The organism is Mesobacillus sp. (genome assembly GCF_047739415.1).
Taxonomy (GTDB): domain Bacteria; phylum Bacillota; class Bacilli; order Bacillales; family Cytobacillaceae; genus Mesobacillus.
Genome location: NZ_JBIQOE010000285.1, coordinates 1 through 23,941, shown reverse-complemented (window position 1 = coordinate 23,941; position 23,941 = coordinate 1). Strand labels below are relative to the sequence as shown.

At 42.1% G+C, this 23,941-nt stretch carries 22 protein-coding genes and 1 pseudogene; 7 read left to right on the top strand and 16 right to left on the bottom strand.

Going from position 1 to position 23,941, the window contains the following annotated elements:
- Positions 1-96 precede the first annotated feature (96 nt).
- From ACH0QE_RS22525 to ACH0QE_RS22515, 3 genes are all read left to right on the top strand, one after another.
- On the top strand, positions 97-1,125 hold the full coding sequence (locus tag ACH0QE_RS22525) for a substrate-binding domain-containing protein (protein WP_415802671.1): 1,029 nt from the start codon (positions 97-99) through the stop codon (positions 1,123-1,125).
- A 90-nt stretch (positions 1,126-1,215) separates the two neighbouring features.
- Positions 1,216-1,389, top strand: a complete 174-nt coding sequence (locus ACH0QE_RS22520) for a hypothetical protein (RefSeq protein WP_415802670.1) — start codon at positions 1,216-1,218, stop codon at positions 1,387-1,389.
- The gene (locus ACH0QE_RS22515; protein WP_415802669.1) at positions 1,347-1,730 is read left to right on the top strand and encodes a hypothetical protein; all 384 of its coding nucleotides are present in this window, start codon (positions 1,347-1,349) and stop codon (positions 1,728-1,730) included. Before ACH0QE_RS22520 ends, ACH0QE_RS22515 begins: the two co-directional genes overlap by 43 nt.
- A 154-nt stretch (positions 1,731-1,884) precedes the next feature.
- On the opposite strand, the gene ACH0QE_RS22510 is transcribed toward ACH0QE_RS22515, so the two are convergent.
- From ACH0QE_RS22510 to ACH0QE_RS22495, 4 genes are all read right to left on the bottom strand, one after another.
- A complete protein-coding gene (locus ACH0QE_RS22510; protein WP_415802668.1) occupies positions 1,885-2,751 on the bottom strand; it encodes an aldose epimerase in 867 nt (288 codons plus the stop codon).
- Positions 2,752-2,879: 128 nt separating this feature from the next.
- On the bottom strand, positions 2,880-4,619 hold the full coding sequence (locus ACH0QE_RS22505) for a phospho-sugar mutase (protein ID WP_415802667.1): 1,740 nt from the start codon (positions 4,617-4,619) through the stop codon (positions 2,880-2,882).
- A gap of 247 nt (positions 4,620-4,866) precedes the next feature.
- A complete protein-coding gene (locus ACH0QE_RS22500) occupies positions 4,867-6,240 on the bottom strand; it encodes a PQQ-binding-like beta-propeller repeat protein (RefSeq protein ID WP_415802666.1) in 1,374 nt (457 codons plus the stop codon).
- A gap of 502 nt (positions 6,241-6,742) precedes the next feature.
- Positions 6,743-6,898, bottom strand: a complete 156-nt coding sequence (locus ACH0QE_RS22495) for a hypothetical protein (protein WP_415802665.1) — start codon at positions 6,896-6,898, stop codon at positions 6,743-6,745.
- Positions 6,899-7,108: 210 nt separating this feature from the next.
- Between ACH0QE_RS22495 and ACH0QE_RS22490 the strand changes: the two genes are divergently transcribed.
- Positions 7,109-8,119: a C40 family peptidase gene (locus tag ACH0QE_RS22490; protein WP_415802664.1), complete on the top strand. Its 1,011-nt coding sequence runs from the start codon at positions 7,109-7,111 to the stop codon at positions 8,117-8,119.
- A gap of 84 nt (positions 8,120-8,203) precedes the next feature.
- Here the strand turns inward: ACH0QE_RS22490 and ACH0QE_RS22485 are convergent, their stop codons facing one another.
- The 9 genes from ACH0QE_RS22485 to ACH0QE_RS22445 form a co-directional block, all read right to left on the bottom strand.
- Entirely contained in the window at positions 8,204-9,883 is a 1,680-nt protein-coding gene (locus tag ACH0QE_RS22485) for a cell wall-binding repeat-containing protein (protein WP_415802663.1), read from the bottom strand.
- 176 nt (positions 9,884-10,059) lie between these two features.
- Entirely contained in the window at positions 10,060-10,515 is a 456-nt protein-coding gene (locus tag ACH0QE_RS22480; protein ID WP_415802662.1) for an SRPBCC family protein, read from the bottom strand.
- 58 nt (positions 10,516-10,573) lie between these two features.
- Positions 10,574-11,041: a DUF5085 family protein gene (locus ACH0QE_RS22475; protein WP_415802661.1), complete on the bottom strand. Its 468-nt coding sequence runs from the start codon at positions 11,039-11,041 to the stop codon at positions 10,574-10,576.
- Positions 11,038-11,481: a DUF5085 domain-containing protein gene (locus tag ACH0QE_RS22470; protein ID WP_415802660.1), complete on the bottom strand. Its 444-nt coding sequence runs from the start codon at positions 11,479-11,481 to the stop codon at positions 11,038-11,040. The genes ACH0QE_RS22475 and ACH0QE_RS22470 overlap by 4 nt, the downstream gene beginning before the upstream one ends.
- On the bottom strand, positions 11,478-12,206 hold the full coding sequence (locus ACH0QE_RS22465) for a hypothetical protein (protein WP_415802659.1): 729 nt from the start codon (positions 12,204-12,206) through the stop codon (positions 11,478-11,480). Before ACH0QE_RS22465 ends, ACH0QE_RS22470 begins: the two co-directional genes overlap by 4 nt.
- A 10-nt stretch (positions 12,207-12,216) precedes the next feature.
- On the bottom strand, positions 12,217-13,410 hold the full coding sequence (locus ACH0QE_RS22460; RefSeq protein ID WP_415802658.1) for a hypothetical protein: 1,194 nt from the start codon (positions 13,408-13,410) through the stop codon (positions 12,217-12,219).
- Positions 13,411-13,421: 11 nt separating this feature from the next.
- Entirely contained in the window at positions 13,422-13,724 is a 303-nt protein-coding gene (locus ACH0QE_RS22455; RefSeq protein WP_415802657.1) for a hypothetical protein, read from the bottom strand.
- A 285-nt stretch (positions 13,725-14,009) separates the two neighbouring features.
- Positions 14,010-15,242: an efflux RND transporter periplasmic adaptor subunit gene (locus tag ACH0QE_RS22450; RefSeq protein ID WP_415802656.1), complete on the bottom strand. Its 1,233-nt coding sequence runs from the start codon at positions 15,240-15,242 to the stop codon at positions 14,010-14,012.
- Positions 15,243-15,256: 14 nt separating this feature from the next.
- Entirely contained in the window at positions 15,257-15,919 is a 663-nt protein-coding gene (locus tag ACH0QE_RS22445; protein WP_415802655.1) for a hypothetical protein, read from the bottom strand.
- 321 nt (positions 15,920-16,240) lie between these two features.
- Between ACH0QE_RS22445 and ACH0QE_RS22440 the strand changes: the two genes are divergently transcribed.
- From ACH0QE_RS22440 to ACH0QE_RS22430, 3 genes are all read left to right on the top strand, one after another.
- The gene (locus ACH0QE_RS22440) at positions 16,241-17,869 is read left to right on the top strand and encodes an SWIM zinc finger family protein (RefSeq protein ID WP_415802654.1); all 1,629 of its coding nucleotides are present in this window, start codon (positions 16,241-16,243) and stop codon (positions 17,867-17,869) included.
- A gap of 38 nt (positions 17,870-17,907) precedes the next feature.
- Positions 17,908-20,733 carry a DEAD/DEAH box helicase gene (locus ACH0QE_RS22435; protein WP_415802653.1) on the top strand — a complete coding sequence of 942 codons (2,826 nt, stop codon included), beginning with the start codon at positions 17,908-17,910 and terminating at the stop codon, positions 20,731-20,733.
- A gap of 148 nt (positions 20,734-20,881) precedes the next feature.
- On the top strand, positions 20,882-21,394 hold the full coding sequence (locus tag ACH0QE_RS22430) for a DUF6843 domain-containing protein (protein WP_415802652.1): 513 nt from the start codon (positions 20,882-20,884) through the stop codon (positions 21,392-21,394).
- 90 nt (positions 21,395-21,484) lie between these two features.
- On the opposite strand, the gene ACH0QE_RS22425 is transcribed toward ACH0QE_RS22430, so the two are convergent.
- The 3 genes and pseudogenes from ACH0QE_RS22425 to ACH0QE_RS22415 all read right to left on the bottom strand — a co-directional run.
- Complete coding sequence (locus tag ACH0QE_RS22425; protein WP_415802650.1) at positions 21,485-23,164, bottom strand: cell wall-binding repeat-containing protein; 1,680 nt, start codon at positions 23,162-23,164, stop codon at positions 21,485-21,487.
- 373 nt (positions 23,165-23,537) lie between these two features.
- Positions 23,538-23,744 (bottom strand): hypothetical protein, encoded by a 207-nt coding sequence (locus ACH0QE_RS22420; RefSeq protein ID WP_415802649.1) that lies wholly within the window; start codon positions 23,742-23,744, stop codon positions 23,538-23,540.
- Positions 23,737-23,941: pseudogene (locus ACH0QE_RS22415) on the bottom strand (single-stranded DNA-binding protein); the annotation flags it as partial. The gene ACH0QE_RS22420 and the pseudogene ACH0QE_RS22415, both read right to left, overlap by 8 nt.

Genomic DNA, 23,941 nt, shown 5'->3' with positions numbered 1-23,941 from the left:
CATGATAAGTATATTGCTAAAAATATTTTGTAACGTTACAATGTAATTACAATACGAATTACAATCATTCGCTTTCATTAAGGAGAAGTTTTATATATGAAGAAAAAAGTGACTATGCAGGATATTGCGGATCGGCTGAATATTTCTAAGAATTCTGTTTCGCAGGCTTTGACCGGTAAGCCGGGGGTTAGTGAGGAAACTAGGCTGTTGGTTCAAAGAGCGGCAGATGAGTTAGGATATACGTATTCGAATAATCGAAACAGCCAAAGGCTTGATGAGAAAAATGGAATCAACATTGCGCTTATTGCTTCTGATTATGCATTTTCTCTCAAAAGTTTTTTCGGGGAGATTTATCTTAGCGTGGAAAAGGAAGTAAGAGCACGTGGATGGAATTTATTCATTGAATCAATCGATAAGGATTCAAAAGATAAGTTAATCCTTCCCTCACTGCTATCGAATCATCAAATAGATGGAATCTTAATCTTATCTCATATCAGTACCGATTATATTTCAAAGATCATTGATACTGGAATCCCAACTGTGCTGATCGATCATCACTCACCATACCTGCAGGCAGATGCCATTTTGACAAACAACCGCTTTGGCGCTTTTAAGGCCGTTGAGCATCTAATCCAACTAGGCCATCAGAGTATAGCATTTGTAGGCGATATAGAGGTATCGCCAAGCTATCAGGAGAGACTGGAAGGTTATATGCTTGCTTTGAAAAAACATGGGAAAGAACCAGATCAAGCCCTTTTATTTACAGACGCAGGGGAAACTCAGGAAGAAATATACGGGTATGTGGATGAACTGCCTTATATGCCGACTGCGTGGTTTTGTGTTAACGATGGACATGGATTTCTTGTCCAGTCAGTGTTGCAGCAAAAAGGATTCAAGGTCCCCGAAGACATATCAATCTGCAGCTTCGACAACGGACAACTGTCACAGATCGCTACTCCAAAAATTACAACAGTGGATATAGACTTAAACTACTATGGAAAAAAAGCAGTCGAACAACTAAGCTGGAGGATCAAACATAAGGATGAACCAATACATGAAATCCTTTTGCCTACCACATTGATTGTGAGAGAATCGACCGCGGTTAATACGGTTAAATCAATATGATTTTAAGATGTGGAAGCAAGGGGATCCGTTCTCTTGCTTCCCTTTGCATTACGAGGGAAACAGTTAAGGACCATTGGAGGGAATTAGCAAATGAGCACAATTACCGAGCAGACTATTTATATTTTTTCTGGACCTTGTGGTGTCGGCAAGTCCACTCTTGCTAAGGAACTAGCTGACAAGTTGGATAAGAGCGCAATCGTTCATGGAGATAACTCCTGGAAATGTATCGTGAAGGATTTGAGCCGCCCTGGGAAGAAAGATTAGCCATCATGTGGAAAAACATCGTTTCTACAACCAAAACTCTCTTTCTCCATGACCACAATGTAATTATCGATATAGTTGTTGAAGATGAACTTGATTGGTTTTATAAACACTTTTCTCACCAAAATGTAAAAATAAAGTACATAGTGTTACGTGCAGATGAAGATAGTTTGATTGATCGTATACAGAAACGAGGCGATACTTACTTAATTGACCGCTCTTTATTTCTGCTGAACAAACTTGAAAATACACCAGAAAATAAACCCTATGAAACAACTAATAATGCTCCCAAAGAAATTCTAAGTGATAATATAAACAGCTCTAAATATGATTTAGATATTTAATAGGCTCCCTTTTTACTTTTAAATCACGACCCTTCCCCCACTAAAAATCAGGCCCCTTTAAAACTTAAAGGGGCCTGATTATATATTTCTTTAAGTAATTTGGAGCATTAAGTCAGATTATTTTGTATCCATGCAAGGTTTCAAAATAGAAAATTCATTTCTCTAACTCAATGCTAAATTCAGTTTTAAGGCTTTCATTCCCATTAATCATGACAAGCTCTTCCTTACGGTTGAGTTCATCCGTTTTCGCCATCCACGGCTCTACACATATAAATTCATTTTCACTTTCCGTCCATAACACGATGTATTTAAACAGTTCTCCATAGCTTAACTTAATCCGTTTTTTCCCTCCTGGACTGCCAAAAGAAATAGAAGGATGATTCGAATCTAAAAAGACCACTGCTTCCTTCAAGTTAGTTAAGTCAATGCTTCCGGTAAACTGTTTCACTTTATCGTCATTGTAGTCATAATATTTCGTTGCATCTGTTTCATATGAGAGATTCTTTTCGCCTGTTTTAAAATAAGGGTGAAACCCTGCATAAATCGGCATGGGCTGATTTCCCTGATTGTTATACTCTTGCTTAATCGTTAGTTTTCCGCCTTCTAATACATAGGTGAAAAGAACAGTAAAGTCAAAGGGATAAAATAGTTTCGTCTGTTCATTGCTGGTGAGTCTAATCGTTAGAGAAGCTCGATTATTCATCTCTTGACCAATAACTTCCCATGAAGCATTGCGAGCAAATCCATGATTGTCCATGAAATATGTATGACCTTCCCATTCGAACGTTCCAGTGGATAGCTGACCTGAAATCGGGAACAAAATAGGAATGCCGCCCCTTACATTCTTTTCTTTATTATAAAACGTTTCTTTATTTAGGTAGAGCAGTTCTTCTCCTTGCACACCATATGAAAAAATAATGCCACCTCGTTCAGGAGCCACCTTGACCCATGAATTTGTAGCAGGATCAGTTAGTTCGTAAATTTTATAATGTTGCTCGACCGACTCTTGGACATTGTACACCTACTCACTCCTTCTTTTGAATCTTATAACAATGTTAACGCGAGAATTCAATCTACTTTCTATCATTGTGTAGCCATGGTAATCTTAAAAGGCCCTTCTTGAGTCATCAAGAAGAGCCGCAGTATGGTCTATGCTAAAACTTCATTAACCTTATTCATTACTGCCTTCTGCAGGCTATCTAATTTAATTTGGCTATCCTCCAGCGTATCTGCTTTCACACCAAAGTAAAACTTCGCTTTTGGTTCTGTTCCAGATGGACGCAGGCAGAACCAGGATCCATCAGCCAAGTGATATTTTAAAACATTAGATTTTGGTAAATCAATCTCTTTATTCAGATTCTCTCTGACATCTAGGGATACACCTTCGGAATAATCCTCTATAATTGTCACCTCAATGCCAGCCATTTCCTTGATTCTTTCTTCCCTGAAGCGATTCATGAGCATAGCTATTTTTTCTGCTCCATCTTTACCTTTTAATGTAATAGATTGTAACCCTTCCTGGTAAAATCCATACTTCTCAAAAATTTCTAATAAACCTTCATAAAGTGTTTTCCCTTTTGATTTGTAATATGCTGCCACCTCAGCTGCAAAAATAGCTGATTGGACCGCATCCTTATCACGGACAAAGTCACCAATTAAATATCCATAGCTTTCTTCATATCCAAAAAGGAATGTATGCTCTCCTGTTTGTTCGAAATCATTTATTTTCTCACCGATAAATTTGAATCCAGTTAGGGTATCAATTGTTGAAATATCATATTCTTTTGCAATAGCCCTGCCAATCTCCGAAGTAACGATTGTCTTTACCACTACGCCATTATCAGCCAGCTGACCCTTTTCTTTCTTTTGGGAAAGTAAGTATTCAAGCATTAAGGCACCAATTTGGTTCCCAGTCAAAACAATATACTCACCTTCGAGATTTTTAACTGCTATACCAAGGCGGTCAGCATCTGGGTCTGTTGCCATTAGTAGATCAGCACCCAGCTCATTTCCGTATCTGATGGCAATTTCAAAGGCAGCATGTTCTTCAGGATTTGGAGATTCTACAGTTGAAAAGTTAGCATCAGGTAATTCCTGTTCACTTACAACTGTTACATTCTTAAAACCAAATGCTGCCAAACCATCGCGAACTGGCTTATTGCCTGTCCCATGCAACGGTGAAAAAACAATCTTCAGCTCTTCAGCCACATTTTTTACTATATCTTCGTTCAACTGAAGCGTTTTTAACTCGAAAATATATTCTCGATCAATTTCTTCACCTATATATACCAATAAGCCCTTTTCCAATAATTCATTCTCTGAAGCAACCTCGATTGTCAATTCATTTTCCACTTCATTTACATATCCTATAATGATATCAGCTGCTTGCGGGGGAATTTGTCCGCCATCTTCACCGTACACTTTAAACCCATTATACTCAGGCGGATTATGGCTAGCTGTAACCACTACTCCTGCAAACGCATTTAAATATCTCACAGCGAAAGACAATTCTGGTGTAGGGCGCAGTTCATTGAACAAGTAAACTTTAATCCCATACTTACCAACTGTCCTTGCAACCTCTAACGCAAATTCAGGTGATTTATGGCGGGAATCATATGCAATTACTACACCACGATTCATGGCTGCTTCTCCCTGCTCTTTAAGGTATAGCGCCAGGCCTTCAGCCGCACGGCGGATAGTATAGATATTCATCCGGTTTGTCCCAGGGCCTATTTCTCCGCGCATGCCCCCTGTACCAAATTCTAAATGTTTATAGAATAAATCCTCCATTATCTTTTCATTGCTGCTTAGTTCAGTTAATTGTTTTGCCAGCTCTTCGTCTAAAGCAGGAAATGAAGTCCATTTAGCCGCAGTTGCTTTCCAATCCATCTTTCTTCCTCCTTATAACTATCAAAGGGATAATAAATATATTTTGTAAATCCACTATAATATTATAACGGTAATCCCTGAAAATGGTATCCTTATTTATGTTATTTGTAGGTAAATAGTAACTCTGGATTCAATTGCAATAGAAAGAGTCCTGCCCTCGTTATTGGTAGTAGACCACACAAAAAGAGAGTGAACCACTTTTGGTTAACTCTCCACTTCTAACTTAAATGTGTTCATTTCATTACTGTTATTGAGCGTTTCGTTTCATATTTCTGATTCTAATCAAAATCAATATACCCAATACCACAACTAATAAAGCTAATGCTGGCCAAACATAACTGAACCCTGATTTAGAGACTTTTGCTCCCTGCAGGTTACTGTCTTTCACATTTAAAATTTCCTTGATTGGCAGGATATAAACATTTGTATCCTGGCTGCCCACTATTAAATGTCCACTCATCAGAACAGGACCTGAGGGAGCAAGTTTGCCGCCTAATTCTTTTTTACCTAACAAATCGCCTGTTTCGGTGTCAAAAGCATAGACATAGCCTTTTGTATCTGTGAAGTAGACGATATCATTGTCAGCAACCGGAGGAGCTTTATTGACATTGCTTGGGTAATTCCATAACTGCTTTCCTGTCTTTGCATCATAGCTATAGAATGTTTTAGTGATTGGACTTCCTACAAAAACCTGGTCACCATAAACCACAGGCGCCCCAGATTTATTGTTCTCTACATTTTTCCCGGTTCCAAAACTATCTTTCCATTTTACTTCCCCTGTTTTCAAATCCATTGCATAAATCATATGGTTAGGCTTAGAAGGATCATCGGTTTCTTCCAGGCCTGTTGTAATAACATATTGGTTTTTATAAATTGCAGGCGGAACATCGTCCATACCTAGATACACATCTTCATAGCTGGTTTCCCATAGAATTTCCCTTTTGTTTAGATCAACTGCAAAAAAAGTGTATGGACGTGGATTCCCTCCGCCGACATACAGGATTCCATCTTTAATATTCGGGGAAGACATACTGATGGTATGGCCTAATTCAAGACGCCATTTTTCTTCGCCTTTGACTGGATCGACCGCATAAAGGTGCTTGTCTCCAGTTGTTATATATAGGGTATCTTCATAGAAAGCAGGAGTCGGCATTACTTCACCTTTTGTTTTGAAATCCCATAAAATCTCCCCACTTTCAGGATCAAGGCTTAGTACGCCGCTTTCCTCAGTACCCCTTGTGCCATCCTCCTGGAAAAATCTATTGCCATAACCGACGAACAGTTGATTGTTGGCATAAATAATTTCTGAATGGATCCAGTTTGGAGCTTCCGCCTTCCAATTGAATTTCTTTGTTTTTATATTATACGAATAAATGCCACCAGATTTATGATTTCCGATATAAACGTTATCCCCAACAACGACTGGAGTAGAACGAATTTCATTACCTGTCTTGATGACCTCTTTAATTTCATCCGATATTTCCCCATTGAATACGGGATTATTTTCCGAGTTCATTCTATACTGAGTCCATTCATCCGGCCCAAAAGATTCCGTATCAGCCATTACCGAATTACTCATTACAAATAAGCTAAAAACAACTAATAACATTATCTTTTTCACAAGTGCCTCCTAAGTTAATGCGAATTTTGACCATTACTACCTATTATCCTGATTCTGAATCGCAAATATGTATTGAGTAACAGAATTATGAATCATGCATGTCTAGAATCAATTTTCAGTATCGGTTGGCCACTGGGTACTATACCCGAAAAAACATCGCTAATAACTTGGTATATTAAAATTCAGTCATATTACCTAAATTAGTGAAGATATGGGGACGTTCCTATAAGGAACAAACGAAGTTTTACATAAAAAAGGCACGATGAGCGATTTTTCCCGAGCTATCCAAATCAACGGGGGCACGAGTTATGGGCGGAATATCTTATTGATTATTTTATCTCGGAATGAAACAGGAACGGGTGACAGTTTCGTCACCCGTTCTTTTTTTTACCCTGTATTGATAACATGGACGCTTTTATCTTATTTCTATTAAGTAAATAGCCTTTAAAAAACCAAAAAAGCAAATGGGAGCACCTTTTTCCTGCACCACATTTGCTTTATGTTATCTTATTGTTGAGTTTTTCAGGTCTATTTTTAGTTCATCCATGATTTTTTTTAGTGTAATCTCTTTCTCATTCGTGCCCTTTTCATAGGCTTTTTTCAGGATGTTGAAAAAGTGTTCCTGATTGAGTCCTGTATCTTCTAATCGCTGTTCCACTACAAGAACCTCCCTGATTCGCCAATATCGTTATTTTATATAAAACTATCAACAATGTAAATGTTTTTCCAGTTTGTCACAAAACTTTAAAGATATCGTCATATTATGAAACTTAAAGTGTAATTTCCTGTCAAATTAGGTATAAATTAATAGTTTTATATGATAGAATGGTGACAGAATTCTCTATTAATTTTAGGAGCTGAAAACAATTTGAAAAAGAAAGCCGCTGCTTATGCTACTGTAGCCCTGCTCGCCTCGACTGCCTTTGCCCCAAATGCTTCAGCCATGGAGTATGCCGTCCAAAAGGGTGATACCCTTTATAGCATTGCCGAGAAAAACAACACCTCTGTAAACGAAATCAAAAAGGTTAATAACTTAACCTCTAATGTAATTTATGTCAATCAAACACTGGAAGTCACAACTATTCCAGCTGCACCTGTGTATAACAGCATGGTGACAGTCCCTAAAGCAAGCAATACATATACCGTGAAGAGCGGTGACACTCTGATCAAGATTGCCAACACACATAAGGTTTCTCTTGCCGAGTTGATGGTCTGGAACCGGATCAGGGGCCACATCATCCATCCAGGACAAAAACTAGTTGTTTCGAGGGACAATACTGATGTTGTCATTGAAAATGATGTACCTGCTGCTGCACCTGCTCCTGCACCGGTAAACGAAGGCGTTTATGTTGTCAAAGCCGGTGACACCTTAAGCAAAATCAGCAGCCAATACTCGATGACCGTTCAACAGCTAAAAACGCTGAACAACCTGAGCTCTGACTTGATTTATGTGGGACAAACTTTAAAAGTGACTGGTTCAAGCCAAACTGTCAATCCTCCAGCGAGTCCGACAGACCAAAACAGACCGGCTGTGGTTAACGAAGCATACAAGGTTTTAGGCGTACCATATAAATGGGCCGGGAATACACCAGACGGCTTTGACTGCAGCGGATTTATTTATTATTCCTTCAATCAGGCCGGCAAACAGATTGGCCGTTATTCATCCGAAGGTTATTTCAGCCGTGCTTATTATATTGACCAGCCTCAGCCTGGCGATTTGGTATTCTTCGCCAACACATATAAACCCGGGATTTCCCATATGGGCATATATATCGGAAACAATGAATTCATCCATGCCGGGTCAAACGGGGTAGAAATCAGTAATCTCGATAACCCTTATTACAAAAAGCATTTTGATAGCTTTAAACGCTTCTATTAAGTTAGTTATCTATATTCCACATTATGAATGTTTCTAAACCTAATAAAAGAAGGCAGCTCCCAATCGGAAGCTGCCTTTGTCTTTTTATCGGATATGTCCATTGAGCTGCGGTTCTGCAGTTGTCGATACGGAACCTGTTCCTCCGACAATATGGATGTTATCAATATCTGCCTGGTGGTTCTGCAGGAAGCTGTTCACCTTTGATTCCAGCTTAGCAGATGTCGTCAGCAGGATCGGTCCTCTGTGGTAGTTCGCCAGTGGAGCACCTGAAAGTGCATCAGGGAAAATATCGCCGCGCACGACTGTCAGCGTATCCATGCTGATTCCGAAGTTCTCGATTCCAAACTTCGCGACATTAATGGCGACCTCGTAACGGTCTTTGCCGCCGATTCTTTCTACGTAAGCGCCGTTGCGAAGCTGCTTGATTTTCGTAATGACACTATCCTTCACAGTTGCCGGCCCGCCAACGACAATATAATTCGTAATTTCCGGGTGGTTTTTGATGAATTGCTGTACTGGGTCTGTAATGCTATCACTTTTCACAAGCAGAATTGGCATACCTGTTGTACCGGCAATCGTTGATGCAGATAATGCGTCCGGGAACACCAAGCCACTCGCGATGATTGCTGTGTCGGAGCCATAGTTATCAGCTACCCTTTCAGCTGTATCCGCTGATACGACGAAGCGATCCTTCCCGCCTATACGTTCGATATCTGTTACTCCAAGCTTCTTTAGCTGAGCTTCGACGTTTGTTGATACAGAACTGGTACCTCCAAGGATGATAGCACGCTGAGCACCAAGATTGACAATCTGGTTCTGGATAGCTGCTGGCAGTGAGTTGGTAGACGTAAGCAGGACTGGAGCTCCTTCTATTGCAGCTAGCGGTCCCCCTGAAAGCGCATCAGGATACATATCGCCGCGTGCAATCACGACTGTGCCGGTGTTATAGTGCCACTTATTCAATTGCTTGCTGACGCCTGCTGAGACTTCGTAGCGATCCTTGCCAGCGATCCTTGAAACACCAGGGAGTGTAACATAATGATCAGAGTAAACTGCGTTCCCAGACGACTCGACTGCGTATAGATAGAGGCCGTTCAGTCCTTTTTCAAGAGTTACGTTCTTGCTGAAAGAGCCAGGATTCTCAATTTCTTCAACAGTATTGTTGATATCAATTCCAAGATATTGGGCATCCGTGCTTCCTTGTACCGCAAAGGTTGTCGGTGTACCCTTGGCAAGGCGAACTTCATTGCTGACCGGGGAAGTAACCTGCAAGTTAGGCAATGTCAAATCAGGCTGTTCTGCAAAATTCCCGTTCAGCTCATAACGATAGTCGATTTCACCATCACCAAAACTTGTCACTGCCAGGGAGTAATTGCCGGCAGGGAGGTCGTATGAACCATCTGATTCTGGATAAATCATTTCCTCTGTATCGTAGGTGTATATAATATAGTCAATATCAGGATGATTATTTTCAGTAACCGTAAATTTTCCGCCAGCTGACTTGAAATTATATTCGTGAGTGTGGTAATAATCTACCTTGTTTGCATATACTGCCTGTGTTACAGAAGCAAGAGCAGAAAAAGATGATTTTTGTTCTGGCTGGATGTTACGATTTTTCAAAGTCGAAACAATATGCTGTGCATTCATATCTTCTTGATAGTCTGGTAGTTCCGATCCTTGGGCAAATGTAGCTGGTGTAAAAACTAGCGACGTAAGAAGAGCTGCTGTTGAGAGAGTTGAGTATAACTTTGTAATAGGTTTCATTTTTCCGCTCCTTCAATAAATTGGAAGTATATCCAGGATTCATTCTAATCGGATAACTATGTTATGTAATGAGTATTTTTGTCTATTAATATATTACTCTAGTTGGTAAATTTTATCTAACGAAATTTAAGGCATGTACTACATGGATTTAGTTTTGGGTTATCATGTTACAGAATCTAACCAAGACCCTCTGCTATTGTTTTCAAGGAGATACCACGTGTTCTAATAAATTCATCCATATACCTTTCAAGAATTACTTTATCAGCAAGTCTTCCAAGCAATCCAAAAGGGGATTTATACTGAAAGACGTCTACCATAAGTGTTCCATTTTCAGTTTCTATAAATTGATGCGTATGAGTGAATGAGTGAAAAGCACCTTTTACCATGACATCGACAAATTCATAGGGTCTTCTCATCTTAATAACCTGCGCAGTTAACCGCTGCCTGATCTTAAAGTGGACCGCTTCCCAGGTAACGCTATCTCCCTCTTCCAAAAAGCCCTTCGTTACGCCACCGACAGCCTTTTCATATGTTTTCGAGTTGGTCTCAATGTGAATATCCACATTTCGGGCTAAGTCAAAACAAACTTCAATGGGTGCTTTTATCAGAATTTGCTGCTTTTTGGTTGGCACTTTGCAACCTCCTTAAGTAGCATCACGAACGTAAAAGAAGCACAGGACCCCTATGCCTCTACCTCCAGGCATCGGCATTTTCTTTTTCTTCAACGCAAATTTTCACAATGGTATAAGAGAATTCCTGGTCCCCGGATAATACGTGGAAGATTGGAGTTATCTGCTGGAGTTGGTTTGTGTTTATGTAGTATAACAGCCGCGCATAAACTTCTTCTGTGACCGTTTCATCATGAGAGAAATCAGTTATGGACACCATGTGATCGAATCCAAAATAACTTCTGAATACCATATCAGAGTCTATGGAAGGTAAATCTTCTTCTACTGGCATGAAAAATTCCACTTTTACAATTTCGTCTTTAGGAACATTGTTTATGCTATAAAAAAGAGGGCCTTTAATTGTAACCCCCAATAAGCTGATATCATTCATGAATTGCGAAAGGTAAGCATCCCATTGTTTATAGTGGAAGGTATATGTCTTTGATATTACATTGGTTGCCTGCAACTGGTCATAGGGATTCACAATCATGCAGGCTCCTCCTGAACTGGAGCGTATATGTCAATGATCGCGTCTCCATAGACCGGAATGTGAATGTTGTAGAACGGCTCCTGCAGTTTCAATCCAAATTCTTTTGCGCAGGTTCTCAATAATTTATAAGATTCTTCAAGACTTTCCTCGCTGTCGCTATGCCGAAGCAGGAGGCCATCATCGAAGATTAGTATCCTATTAAAGGAATAGCCCTCCAGCCCCTCTACATCAACTTCTTCATTTACCGGGACTTGAATTGTATATTCCGCTGTTTCAAACGAGTTCTCCATCTGGAACATGACAGGTCCTGTTGGATATAGTCCATTTTTAATGATGTTGTTTCGCAATTCCTTTGCGAAGATTGGCCATTCATCAGGAGCGCATCTCGCCGTTTTACCAAGTATATTGACGAAAGCCATCGGACGCCTCTCAATTTTCATCTTTTCTTTATTCCTTTCTTTTTATCAGGAGCGGCCTGATTGATGAAGGATGGGTATGACCACTTGCCATACGCCAGGAAGTAGAATTCTGGATAGGCATAGCTTAAGCCTAACTGGACCGGCACCCACATGACGAGCAACCATGCGTTCCCAATCCCGTTTACCATTAACAAGATCACCGTAATCACTAACAGCCCGAACAGAATCAGGGGTGTACGTGCCCACATTTTACAATGTCCAGAATAAAGGAGCCCTTTGCCTTCAGCAGATCCCTCCCCTTTTTCCACATTCACTTTTGCCCGCTGAATGGACCAAAGGAAGTAAAGGATTCCTACTAGCAGAAAGGTTAGACCAAGGAATAATAAAAGGTGATGCCCGCCTTTTACACTTACAAAATAGGCAACAAATCCTTCAAAAGTAAGTTTGACATAAAGAATATTCACAAAGAGAATCTGCCATTTTTGATAACGGAATGCGATTTTCATAGAAAGAAAGGCAAGTGCTATAAGTCCATGAATGATCCATAAAATAAAAAAGATCGTTGTAATAGCCGTAATCCACGGAATCTGCAATTCATTTGAACGGTTCCCCAGGAAAGGAATCAATGTCATGAAACCGCTAAAGATAAAAGAAACCAATAAAAACGCACTCAAGCCATCCGGGCTCAATCTATGAAAACCAACGTCTTTTACTTTGTATAATTGTTCTTCTGTAATCATATTCAAATTTATTCTCCTACCAAAAGATTTTATCGAGCTTTCGGAAACCGTCTGCCAGGTTTGTGGCAGCGTCGTTTGCGATATTTTTCGCATAATCCACAGCGCTTTTCTTAGGATCATCGCCAAAGAACTTCCAGTTGGTCATTCCATAAATAAATACTCCTGCTCCTGCGCCTACGACAGTTCCAACTGGGGGCGCAATCAAGGAACCCAATGCAGCCCCTGTGGCCATTGCTGCCGATCCAGTCATTACATCAACAGAAGTATCGACAACAAATTTGCGCTGCTGTTCTGCGCTTGAACTCCAAAAATCTACTTTTCCGCTTGAATTCCGTATCGTCTCGCGGTTATCCCAAACATCAATCCCGATCCCCAGAATACCTGGCAACTTTGCCACTTTCCCAAGATTGGAAACATCCTTGGAAAGCCAGCCCCGGAAATCATCCACCGGGTTAATATTGTCCATGAAAGCTCTTCCGGCTCTTTGCAATCTGTTTGTGCCAATAAAGTCATCAAAGGTATTTCTCATTTCCGGAAATGCATCGCGCGAAAACTTATTGTAGTTTTTATTATAATAATCCCTTGTCTGATTATTATATAAGTGCAATCCTTCCGTCATCAGTAACTGCAATTCAGATTTGCTGAACGTATGCCTCCCCGTCTGGAGGCCACGCCTTAGCTTATCTTTTATTTCCTGCCACCTTCCAGGGTCAAGCGGTTTGTGGAAAAAGTTGCGAATATCCCAGCTCCATTTCCCAACCTTTATTGTCGTTTTCCCGTTCTTCTCCTGCAAAAAGAACTGGACTCCGCTTTTATAAAGCCAGTCTCCCGGATTTCCAAGGGCACTTGCAAGAGAAATAGTGGCTCCTCTAAGAATCTTGGAAATGTCGATCATGGACTGCGGGTTCCACCCATCGACAAGCTCCTTGGCTTTTGCCTCAAGGTACTTTTCCTTTTCCTCATATTCTCCAACACTGCTAATTACGAATCTGTCAATCCTGTGAAGGCGGTTTTCTGCCTCAACAAGGAAGTTTCCCGCCTTTAAAAGTTCTTCATCAACATTGCTTCGCCGCTTTATCTCCGAGTTGATTTGCCACCGAAGGCTGTTAAAGGAATTCTCAATTTTGCTGATCGACTTAATTGGCCTTTTGATCTGCGGCTGCGTCCTTTGTACTCCTTTAATATCGATCTCGAATTTCTTTGCCATCATTCCACCTCAAGCTAGTTCTGTTTTGCCCGCTTTGCTTTTTCAGCGGCCTCTAATGCCTGCTTTCGTTCCTCATCGATCCTGCGTGCAGTCTGAATCAATGTATCGTCAACCCTGCTTAAAATATTCCTAGCTTTCTGAATGTCCTCTTTCACTTCAATAAAGGCGGCTCTTAGATACTTTATCTCCGGCCCATCCCACTCTGATTCCAGGCTTTGCAGAAAAGTATCAATTTCCCCTGTAGCCCTCGAGAGCTCAGATTGAAAATCTCGAATTTGTCCTGCCTGCCGATAGGCTTGACTTATCAATTCTCCCATCTCCATCTCCTTCTCAATTGGATTTTGAACTTTACTTGACTCAGATAGTTAATACGAACTCTAAATAGGGCAAGTCAAAAACTCATTTAATAAAGCTGTGCCTGGCATTATCTAAAGATATCAACCTATTTTCTACAAAAATATTACCATTAATTGATAAATATTCCCAATAACAACATTGACATATTATAAAAACGGTATATTAGACCCACGCCTTTAGAAGCGAAGGGAAGCAAAGGGACGGTTCTCGTGCTTCGAAAGGAAGCATGAGAACCGTCCCTCTGCTTATTTGAAAAATCCAACCATAATCTGCTTGAAAAGATTCCTTTTTCCTTCTTCACTGAATGTCTTTTTGGTGAGTGTACCTGGTTTCAGCTTGCTGAAGAATGGGCTGTTTTCCTGCTGGACTTCTTCTGGCGTTCTGACTACGAGTTCGCCTGGTTTGGCTCCTTTTTTTACTTCTGTTTTGCCGCTTAGCTCTAAACCTTTCTGGATCTTGCGTTTTTCTACCTGTCCTTTTTCATTCAGGATGTAGACATAGCTGTCTTTCTTGCCTTTTTCAATCGACTTTACAGGAACTGTGGAGGCATTCACTACTTGATTCGTTACGACGGAAACATCGACATGTGTTCCTTTGATGATTCCTTCTGTTCCTTCATCAAGGGCTACAGCATAGGGGTAGTGGCTTTCTTTTTTCACTGAAGGTTCTGCTTCTGGATATTCAGAGATATTTGCCAGTGTCCCATTGACTTTCCCTTCAATCATCTCAGATTTCACAATGACCTTCATGCCTTCTTCTACTTTCTTCAAGTCCCTCTCGGTAAAAGTCCCCTTGATCATCGGTGTGTCCGAAATGATGGTTACAATCGGATTTCTCAATTCGTAGTTGATCTGTTTTACCGTGCCGGCGACTTGGCTGCTGATGCCTAGTTCATCGCTGCCATCATAGGCATCGATCATGTCATCATATTTATCTATTTCAGCATTTACACGGCTTTTCTCTAGCTGTTTATCGTATATTTCTTTTTCAATCGAGACCACCATTAAGTCATTTGAAGAATTGTTTCCACTCGTTCCATCCCCAAAAACCGGGGTGCTGTTATCAGAGGCCGATGCGGAAACGGTTTGCAGATAAAGGAGCTGCTGGATTTGTTCATCAAGCAGGGTTGCCTCGGTGACTAGCTGGCTCCTTTCCGATTCTAGCCTGGCCAGGTCCTCGTCAATATTGTCAGAGGAATATTCATACAAGGGAGTGCCAGTATCGACCTTATCCCCTTGCTTAACAAGAAAGTTCTTAAATTCACCAGAGTTCTCGTTGTAATAGACATGATGCTCTTCTTCAGGAGTGACAACCCCAGAAGCATGCAGGGTTTCCGTCAGCGTTTCCTTCCCCACAGGACTCCACTTATTGATATAGGAGGAACGGACGGCTTTGCTGTCTTCTCTTAGAGCCAGATAAAAATTTCCCGAGACAAATAGAATGCCTGCGGATAACAGAATGGCTGTCTTCTTTTTCAATTGCTGCCCCTCCCTTACAAGATTTTTTCAAATTGAATGAATGAAAAAAGTGATGCAAATAACCATATAACGAGGTTAATTGCTAAAATGATCAATAATATGATTTTAGGATTCCTATCTGTCAGCATTCTCAAGTATTTGTACTCTATAAAAACCGCCCATATTTTAAAGATTGATAGATACGAAAGGAAATAGATAATAAAATCATTTCCGGTTATGTACTGCGCGATGATTCCAAGCGAGAACGGTGAAGATACCTGTATCAGCCCCAGGGAAAGCGCGAGCGGGATGGCCAGGACTTTTTCGAGAAGAAAAATCGGCATCACGAAAAGCTGGATTGTGAGGAGCTTTTTCAGCTCAAGGTCAGACAATGTCCAGTAGAACAGAGCTGGCAGAAAAATCATGATCGCACCAAAAAACAGGCCAAGGATTGCTTGTCCAATCATGAACAGCAGCTTCTGCATTTCATACTCTTCCCTCGAAACCGAGGTCAGCTTCCTCGAAAGATACTCCGAGCCGATCCCAAAATATGCGCTGATGCCAAACAGCAGGCCGCTGAGCAAGATCAGCAGCGTGATTTTTTTCCATACACCTGGAACATCCTCTATATCTCTTAGCTTATATGTATAATCTTTATAATTAAATAATCCACGAAGCACATTTATTCTGTTATTCATGTTCAAGCCCCCAGGTTATGGTCATTTCTCTCTTTATTGTATACGAAGAATTTCCAATATTAAAATATTACCCATCGAACGTTATAGAGTTGGACGAACTCTTCTGACATTTTGTTTCGCCATTTTCAGAAAACCAAGTTCACCTCTCCTCTAATGGCTCATTATTGGGTATAATAGAAGAATATGTTTTTTTCGTTATTACTTATAATGATTTTAGCAAAGCTGATTCTAAAGCCTTGTCGATTTATGGAATATTTCTTATGAAAATAGATTCATTTTATGAAAAAAGTCGATTGACGTTGCGGAAATGGAGGAACTGTCATGGCTGTCATACCTGAAAGCCAGGCATCGATTTTTAAAGAAGCTGCCGCAAAACTGAATAAAATGCTCAAGCCGGAGGTCGAGGAGGATGCTCGCCTTGTCCAGAAGGGGCTGATGCTATATCGCCAGGGGACGGTCCATCATATGAAGTATATGGTCAAGTCGATCTGGGCAACGGTCCAGGACGTGACGCCGGTTCGTGTGTACATAAATGTGTCAGATCCCGAGGAGAGCAGCTGTACTTGCCCTGCTGGGTCGTTTTGTCGCCATCGTCTGGCCGCGTTTTTTCAGGCTTATGGTGATGTCGCGAGTGTTTCTGACTGGGTCGAAGCCTGGCGCAAGCCTGCGAAGGAGCAGCTGAATGCTGAAAAATGGGGCTTGCAGCGGGCGAAGGATTTGGTGAAGAAGGATAGCAGGTCGGGACATGATTATGAAAGCTGGGCCTCCTTATTCCGTGTTACCTTCGAGGAAATCGTCAAGGGCCAGGGTGAGCCGAAGCCATATGTCGTGCCTGGATTGTTCCGTTCCTATATTCGCAGCGTTGAGGTTTCTGCACCGCTGGAGGCCGTTTGGAAAAACCTCTATCTGATCGCAGCATCGGTTCATTCCTATAATTTGCTTACTGAATTGGCCCGGGAACTCGGCCATGATGAGGAAGCTGTAATGGACCGATACTACCGGCCGCTGTTCGAGGATTTGTTCAATGATGCCGAGGAGTATATCGAACGCCTTGCTTATGGGACGATGCCGTTTTCGTTTGATGCATTTTTGGAAAAACTAAAGGACGAAACAGTCGGATTGACTGTGCCTGATACTTCTGTAGGCTATGACCGGATTGATTTATACCGTTTGTTATGGGAGAAACTTTTTAAAAATGGCAGCTGGCGTGATGCAGAGCGGACGCGGCTTGAAGCGTTTGGTGATGACAAGCGTGATCAGATTGAAGAAGTCGCTTTGATTCATCAGCTTGTTTTAGCAAAGCAGGACGGAGAAGCATTGAAGCGGTTTACCGCACTCCCTGTCAGTTCCCTTCCATATATGTTTTATTGGCTCGACGGCTTCCGAGAACAGCGCGAGTGGAACAGAATGGGACCATTCATTGAATACCTCGTCCAGCAGCTGCGGAATTACCTGAAGCATCTTGGGGATTATTATGCCTGTAAAAAATTCACGCGTTATGCGCTGAAGCTCGTTGGCGCTTATACCCGAGAAATTGGTCGCGGCGAGCTGTACGACCGGGCGCTGGCACAGGCAATGCCATACAGCTTTTACGAATATGAAGATTCTTTATTTGAAAAAAAGCAGTACGAACAATGGGGAGAATTGCAGTCCTACTTTGGCTTTGAATATAATTCGATTTCTAGCGAGCGGATTAAAGTTTTACAAAAAGAAGCTCCTGAAGTCTTGATTCCGCTCTACCACCAGATGGTCGGCGATTTAATCGAGATGAAAAACCGTAATAGCTACAAGCAGGCCGCACGGTTGCTGAAAAAACTGCGTACAGTTTACAAAAAACTGAAACGAGTGCCAGAATGGGAAGAATTTTTCGGCAAACTGCTTGTGAGGACAAAACGACTGCGCGCATTTCACGAGGAGTGCACGCGGAGCAAGCTGATTGAGGTTGAGTGACGGAAGCATGGGGACGGTTCTCAAAGGAGGTGCTTTAGATGCTTGAAATTAAGCAGATTCATATAGATGTGATGCCGGTTGCTGGCGGGCGGTATTTTTTGAGCGCTGAGGATTTTGATGGTTTTGACCTGAAGACCTCTGACTGGAAGAAGCTTCTCTTTTTCCGCCATAAGGAGAGTTATTATGGGACGATGCTGGATTCTGACAAATGGGGCGTTGCTGAGGGAGTGACTTTGAGTGCCTGGCAGCTTGTGACGCTGTTTGGCGAGGAGAGCTTCAACCGGCTTGTTGAGTGGGAATGGGATGATCTTGGTGATATCTGCCTGTCGACGGCCCATGCGATTTATGATGCGATCCTTGCGAAGGAGTGGCATCCTGATTTCACACAGCTTGATGGCGAGGATTTCCGCTGGAAGCTTCCTGTGAGTGTGCTTGATGAGTTCCACGAGCCATTTTGGGAAGAAACGTTGAAGATCAATGACGAAAAGGTCCCAGTACGTGATTTCGTAGCGGACCTATTCCATCATAGTCTGGAGTCCTACTTCCATGAAAATGAGACAATGAAGTATCTGCTCGGCGACAAGCTTGATGTGCTGCGGAATAAGCAGCTTTCGGCTTCGCAGCTGGCAGCTTACTTTGATGAGGACCGCTGGCTTGAATGGATTGGCCTGAAGGAAAGTCCTGCACCGTTTTCGATTGGGATGCGCCTCGAGGAACCAATGGATGATCTCGGTGACTGGAAGCTCGGGTTATTTTTGCGTGGCAAAGATGAACCGATGCTGATTGAAGCTCGTGACTATGAAAGCTATCCTGCTGGTTGGGACTTTTTTAGCGATAAGATTGAGGATGAAGAAAAGCGCCTTGCTGCGATTTTCCCTTGGATTGAGGAAGAAGGACGCCTGAAGTCTTCACTGACCGAGGATGAAGCCTGGATGTTTTTAACCGAGGCAAGCGAAACGCTGATTGCGCTCGGCATTGAAATTCTCCTTCCTTCGTGGTGGGAAGCGATCAAGAACGCGAACCTGAAGGTAAAGGCTCGTTTGAAGGGCCAGACTGGGTACCGCCGGTCGTTTGTCGGCCTGAATGCGATGCTCGATTATGACTGGCGTTTCTCCATGAACGGTGTTGACCTGAGCGAGGATGATTTCCAGCGCCTTGTGAATGAAAAGCGCCGGCTTGTGTATTTGAAGGGCCGCTGGATCAAGCTTGACCATGGGTTCATCCGTCAGATCCAGGAGATGATGAAAAAAGCGGATAAAGAGGGCCTGCACATCCGCGACCTGCTGCAGCAGGAGCTGTCCGATGAGGAAGAAGACGCTGAAGGCCTCGAGGATCCCCGGGCATTCGCCAAAATTCAGATCGAGCTGAATCGCCACTGGAAACAGATGATGAAGCAGCTTTCAGAAACGAAGGAAATTCCGGATTTACCCGCGCCGGCCGGTCTGCATGGTGAGCTGCGCCCGTATCAGAAGCTCGGCATGAACTGGCTGCTGTTTTTGCGAAAATATGGCTTTGGCGCATTGCTTGCCGATGACATGGGGCTCGGGAAAACGATTCAGCTGATATCTTATATATTGTCCGTAAAAGAACAGGAAAACGACGGCCATCCGGCGTTGATCATCTGCCCTACTTCCGTTCTCGGAAACTGGCAGAAAGAAATCGAGCGTTTTGCTCCGGATTTGCGCGTCCACCTCCATTACGGGCCGAACCGCCTGAAGGGCAGCAATTTTACCGAAGAAGCTAATGGCTCTGATATTGTACTGACGTCCTATGGCCTGACCCATCTGGACTTCGATGAACTCGAAAGCATTGAATGGAGCAGCATCGCGATTGACGAGGCGCAGAATATCAAGAATGCCGATACGAAACAGTCGCGTGCGGTACGAAAGCTGAAGGGCAAGCACCATATCGCCCTGACCGGAACACCGATGGAAAACCGCCTGTCTGAGCTGTGGTCGATTTTCGACTTCACGAATCGCGGTTATCTTGGCAGCGCCGGACAATTCCAGAAAAAGTTCATCCTGCCAATTGAAAAAGAAGACAAGAAGGAAAAAATCACCCAGCTTCAATCGCTGATCAAGCCGTTCCTGCTGAGACGGACGAAGAAGGATGAAGACGTAGCCTTGAACCTGCCTGATAAGGTTGAGCAAAAGGAATACTGCCCGCTGTCAGCCGAGCAGGCATCATTATATGAACAGCTTGTAAAGGACACCTTCGCACAAATCGAAACCTTATCGAGCTTCGAGCGCAAGGGCTTGATTCTGCAGCTGTTGAGCAGGTTGAAGCAGCTGTGCAATCACCCTGCGTTGTATCTGAAAGAGGAAAAGCCTAAGCATCTGATTGACCGCTCTGCCAAGATGGAAAAAATGATCGAGCTGGTGAGCGCTGTCCTCGAACAGGAGGAAAGCTGCATCATTTTCACCCAGTACATCGGCATGGGTGAGATGATCCAGTCCGCTTTGAAAAAGAAATTCGGCATCGATGTTCCATTCCTGAACGGCAGCCTGCCGAAAACGAAGCGTGATGAACTGATCACGAAGTTCCAGAATCGTGAGTTCCCAGTGTTCCTGCTTTCTTTGAAGGCCGGCGGAACAGGACTAAACCTGACTGCGGCAAACCATGTTGTCCACTACGATCGCTGGTGGAATCCGGCCGTTGAGAACCAGGCGACTGACCGAGCTTACCGCATCGGGCAAAGCCGTTTCGTGCATGTGCACAAGCTAATCAGCACCGGAACGCTGGAGGAAAAAATCGATGCAATGCTCGAGAAGAAGCAATCGCTGAATGACCAAATCATCCAGAGCGACAGCTGGATCACTGAGCTGTCGACTGATGAATTGCATGAGCTGGTGTTTTTGTCGTAAATTCTCTTACCATCCCTTGAGAAACGGGGATGGTTTTTCTTTTGGAACTTAGATGCTCCTTCCCATTTACCATCTCTATCTATTGTATAATAGGAATTTGGCTGGGTTACTGTGGATAGCAATTTACAAAAGAAGAGAGGGAATAGCAGTGAAAAAGATTTTAATATTATTATTCGCAATTCTGTTTCTAACAGCCTGTAGATACGAAGAAGAAGAAAAAACAAACAATATCTTTCTTATCCCTGAGGGTTATGAGGGTTCCATAATGGTTTATTATGATATACCGAATACACCATCTTTAAAAAAAGAGGGAAAATACTCAGTTATACCTGTTAGGCTTGAAATTTTGAAAGAATTAGAGGGCACAAATTTAAGTCAATATGGTATTTATTTCACCTCGACTCCCGATATGGAGTATGGAATTGTAAATGATAAGTACTATTATGTAGATTCAAATGGAAAAAGGACTAGAATCGATGACTACTGTACTCACGGAATGGGAAATGGAAGCTTTACAGGAGAGAGTGAAAAAGAGGTTAAATATCGAGGAGTCCAAATAACAGCTACCAACTGTGGGGAATCATTTTTTCTTGATGGTAAAGAAGACTACTATATTCAAAAAGGCGAAATACAAACCCACTGGATGAATCATTTTGATTAATTTGTTTTACAAGAAAAGAGAAGCAGAGGTAGAAGTAGAGGGACGGTTCTCTTGCTCCTTTCGTAGGAAGCGCAAGAACCGTCCCTCTGCTTACTGTATAAAGGTATTTAGCTGCTGTTCGACATTGGTGGAAACTGAACCAACGTCTCCGATGATGTACATATGTTCTGTCTTCCCTTTATTGCTCGTCAGGAAGTTATACACTTTGCTTTCGAGTTTATTTGAGGTTGTCAATAATATAGGGGCTCCGAAGTAATTGGCTAGCGGAGCACCTGATAATGCATCAGGGAATATATCTCCCCTTACAAAGGCAATTGTACTTAAATCCATTCCATAGTTGTTCATACCGTATTTCGCGACATTGATGGAAACTTCATAGCGATCCTTTCCGCCAATCCGATCGACAACGGCTCCGCTGCGTAATTGTTTTAGCTGGGAAGCCACACTATCTTTAACTGTAGCAGGCCCACCTACAATAATGAAATTCTTGATTTCAGGATGATTTTTAATGAATGATTGAATGGAATCGGGTACTTTACTAGATTGCACCAGCAGGATTGGCATTCCCATCGGACCTGCAATCGATGATGCAGAGAGAGCATCCGGAAATACCTCTCCACTTGCGATAATCGCTGTATCTGACCCAGAGTATTCAATAACCTTTTCTGCAACACTTGCCGAGACCGCATAACGATCTTTTCCACCAATACGCTCAATTCCATTGATTCCTAAGTTTTTCAGTTGGCTTACAACCTCAGGAGATACTGAGCCTGTTCCTCCTAAAATTATCGCATTTTCAGGCTGATAGTGCTCTAGCTTCATTACGACTCTGTCAGACAGTTTATTGGTTGGTGTCAATAATATAGGTGCTGTCTCGAGCGCAGCAAGTGGACCTCCTGATAAAGCATCTGGATACATATCGCCTCTGGCAAGAATTACAGTATTGCTTCCATATTCCCAATATTCCAGAGTGCTATACACATGGCTTGTAACCCAATATCGATCCCGACCATAAATCCTTGATACTCCTGGCAAAGTAATATAATAGAATTCTGTTATAGAGTTTCCGTCAGTATTGTACGCCTCAAAAGTGACTTCATTGAATCCTTTGCCGAAAACTACATTATCCCAACGGAAATTGCCGCCATTGGATATAGAGAATCTTTCACTATTCACCGATAACTCTAGTGTGTAACCTTTAAAATAACCTTCTACCGGATAAACGGGTGATGATCCTTTAGGCATTCGAAATTCATTACTCTCCCAATTGGTTACTTCTAATTCCGGAAGGGTATTATCAGGAATCTGGGAGAACGGACCATTCAGATTGAGTTCATAGGGGACCGGAGTATCGCTGAATCCCATCACAACAAAGGCATAGTATCCTGGAATCAAATCAAATGTATTTTCTGATTCTTCTTCAATTATTTCCTGCAAATTCACATCGTATATGAGGTACTCAATTTCATCATTTTCCGCGAAATCAACAGTGAATTTCCCCCCATTTGTTCCAAAGCGATATTCATGGATATGATAAGCATCCATTACATCTTGATAATTCACTGTGGCTGCAACAGGGGCACTATATAACTGCGATTGGTATACAGGTTCATTTCCATTTTGTTGTTTTTGAGAAAACAAGTGGTTTATTTTTGATTCTCTCTCTATTACTTCTGAATTAAGGTCTTCTGCAACTGCAAAATCAACCAAAGGACTTATGGCAAGCAGGAAAGTAACTGACAATATAAACAGTTTTTTTGCAAACGACAATGTAAGCAATCCCCCATTATTCAAATTTAATTCTTCTATATTTTAATGAATTTACATTTAATAGAAATGAGTATTAATACCTATAAAAAAAGTATTTTTTGTAACTCTTAAAAATGGTAGCAGAGGTACGTAATCTATGTCCCTCACGTTTGGGAGCAGGGGGACGGTTCTCTAGCTTCTTTCGCTTAACGAAAAGACGGAAGCATAAGAACCGTCCCTATGCTCCTCGAAGGTAGGTCCATAATAAAAAATACCGGCCAAATCAGCCGGCATAAAATTTGAGGGTATATTGGAGATCAGTTTATTGAATTTCTCTCTCGAAGACCCTTAGTGAGGTGGTAACGAGGAAATTCATTTGTGTGTATTTTCTTACTTATTTCCTAACATATTCTTTTCTGCTGGAATTTGGTCTTGGTGGTTCGGCTATGAAGGAGTAGACGCGGTTGATCTGCTGTTCTTTTGAGGCGATTTCGAGCTGGCGGACACGCTTGGTGAGTTCGTCGACCTTCTCATTGTTTTTCCCAACCATTTTAATCAGGCTGACTAGTAGCTTTTCGATTGAATCGGTTTCATTATGCAAATGGCAGCTCCTCTCTTTGCGGCGGTACTGGGGGAACAGTTTCCGGTTGCCGAGGTGGTTGCGATGCCTGCTGGGTTTCTCTTGTGCCAGCTGGCTTTGTACTTAAAAATCTAACTCCCTCGGCAACAACTTCGGTAACATAGACACGTTTGCCTTCATGGTTATCATAGTTTCGTGTCTGTATGCGACCAGTCACT